General features: G+C 71.3%; 5 protein-coding genes. 3 read left to right on the top strand and 2 right to left on the bottom strand.

The genetic code is table 11. From position 1 onward, the window contains the following. Positions 1 to 204: helix-turn-helix domain-containing protein (locus tag GT030_RS04635; RefSeq protein WP_161199967.1), on the top strand; the 204-nt coding region annotated here is incomplete at its 5' end. A 105-nt stretch (positions 205 to 309) separates the two neighbouring features. Here the strand turns inward: GT030_RS04635 and GT030_RS04630 are convergent. Further along, positions 310 to 603: an MTH1187 family thiamine-binding protein gene (locus GT030_RS04630; RefSeq protein ID WP_161199966.1), complete on the bottom strand. Its 294-nt coding sequence runs from the start codon at positions 601 to 603 to the stop codon at positions 310 to 312. Next, positions 600 to 944, bottom strand: a complete 345-nt coding sequence (locus GT030_RS04625; RefSeq protein ID WP_161199965.1) for a DUF3817 domain-containing protein — start codon at positions 942 to 944, stop codon at positions 600 to 602. Before GT030_RS04625 ends, GT030_RS04630 begins: the two co-directional genes overlap by 4 nt. A 197-nt stretch (positions 945 to 1,141) precedes the next feature. Between GT030_RS04625 and GT030_RS04620 the strand changes: the two genes are divergently transcribed. Next, complete coding sequence (locus GT030_RS04620; protein ID WP_086694544.1) at positions 1,142 to 1,774, top strand: AIM24 family protein; 633 nt, start codon at positions 1,142 to 1,144, stop codon at positions 1,772 to 1,774. Between the two features lies 1 nt (position 1,775). Then, a partial coding sequence (locus tag GT030_RS04615) for an AIM24 family protein (RefSeq protein ID WP_161199964.1) occupies positions 1,776 to 2,152 on the top strand: 377 nt, incomplete at its 3' end.

Below are 2,152 nucleotides of genomic sequence, written 5' to 3'. Positions count from 1 at the left end.
CGCAACCGCGCGGCCGTACTGGCGGCCCTGGACGACCCGGCGTCCACCACCGCCCTGGCCCACCGCCTCGGCCTCGCCGCGTCCTCGGTCTCGTCCCACCTGTCGGTCCTGCGCGACAGCGGCCTGCTCACGGCCCGCCGGTACGGGCACCAAGTGCTGTACGAGCGGACCCCGTTGGGGATGGCGCTGGCGTCGGGGGGCTGACGTGCGGCGGCCGGGGCGGGCCGGCGCCGGCCGGGGTCCCGCGTACGCGTCCACCGCTGGGCATGCGAACGCCCCGGTCCCAGGGGACCGGGGCGCGCGGGGGCGTCAGGCGCCCAGGTGCCGTTCCACGGTCTCCACCTTGGAGGTGAGGCCGTCGGTGACGCCGGGGCGGATGTCGGCCTTGAGGACCAGGGAGACGCGGGGCGCGCGGGCCTCGACGGCGGCGACGGCGCGCCTGACGACGTCCATGACCTCGTCCCACTCGCCCTCGATCGAGGTGAACATGGCGTCGGTGCGGTTCGGCAGCCCGGACTCGCGGACCACGCGGACGGCGTCGGCGACGTACTCCCCCACGTCCTCGCCGACGCCCAGGGGCGTCACGGAGAAGGCGACGATCATGCGTTCACGATTCCTTCCTCGCGGGCGCGGGCCGCGATGACGGCGTTCTCGGACTCCCGGCGCAGCTTGCGCTCGGCGAAGAAGCCGCCGGTGGGCAGCACCGAGAGGACGAAGTAGAGGGCGGCGGTGCCGAGGCTCCACTTGGTCCGGTTCCAGGCGTCCAGCCAGAAGAGCACGTACAGGACGAAGAGCACGCCGTGGATCGCACCCATCACGGGGACCGCGTTGAAGTCCGTGGTCCGCTTCAGCACCGAGCACAGCAGCAGGACGAGGAAGGACACGGCCTCCGGCGCCGAGACCAGGCGGAGGCGGCGGAGGGCGGATGCGGTCTTGAGGTCCACGGGTCACCTTCGGGGAAACGTATACGGGGCACGGGGTCCGGCCGGTGGAGGGCCGGCTCATGATCCGCTTTGTGAACGGAAGCACAAGCGTCCTCCCATTGTGGCAAACGGCGCCCCTAGGGGTGTGCTCAGGGTCGTTGTCCACCCGTGGGCCCTGTTCTCTCCACCCGGTCGCCCGCTACTTTCGCGGTGTGGCGATGTTCCGACTGCAGGGAAGCAAGGTCCTCGCCGTCGACGTGACCGGGGACGCCGTGAAGGCGAAGAACGGCTCGATGGTCGCGTACGACGGGCAGATGGCCTTCAAGAAGCTGAGCGGCGGCGGTGAGGGGCTGCGCGGGATGGTGACGCGGCGGCTCACCGGCGAGCAGATGACGGTGATGGAGGTGAGAGGACAGGGGACCTGCTGGTTCGCGGACCGGGCGTCCGAGATCAATCTCGTCGCCCTGCGCGGCGACACGCTGTACGTGGAGTCGAGCAACCTGCTGGCGACCGACGCGGGCCTGCGCACGGGCACCGCCTTCACCGGGCTGCGCGGCGCCTCGCAGGGCAACGGGCTGTTCACCACGACCGTGGAGGGCACCGGGCAGGCCGCGATCCTGTCCGACGGTCCGGCGGTGGTGCTCCGGGTGAGCCCGCAGTACCCGCTGACCGTCGACCCGGGCGCCTACATCGCGCACCAGGGGAACGTACGGCAGTCCTTCCAGTCCGGTGTCACCTTCCGCACCCTGATGGGCGAGGGCGGCGGGGAGGCCTTCCAGATCCGCTTCGAGGGTGACGGGCTGGTCTATGTGCAGCCCAGCGAGCGGAACACGATCGCGGGGGATCTGTGAGATGAGCTTCCGGGAGATCAACTCCAAGATGGTCGAGGCCCGGCTGGCGCCGGGGCAGCGGCTGTTCAGTCAGCGCGGGGCGATGCTGGCGTACACCGGCGAGGTGTCCTTCACCCCGAACATGCAGAGCGGGCAGGGCGGGGTGATGTCCATGCTCGGGCGCCGGGTCGCCGGGGAGGCGGCTCCGCTGATGACGGTGGAGGGCAGCGGCACGGTCCTGTTCGGACACGGCGGCCATCACGTCCATGTCATCACCCTCACCGGCGACACCCTGTACGTGGAGGCCGACCGGCTGCTCGCCTTCGAGGGCTCGCTGCGGCAGGGCACGATGTTCCTCGGCTCGCAGGGCGGGGTGATGGGCCTGGTGCGCGGCCAGGC

This window comes from Streptomyces sp. SID1328 (assembly GCF_009865595.1).
Classification (GTDB): Bacteria; Actinomycetota; Actinomycetes; order Streptomycetales; family Streptomycetaceae; genus Streptomyces; species Streptomyces griseoluteus.
This window is presented reverse-complemented; position numbering and strand designations above follow the sequence as displayed.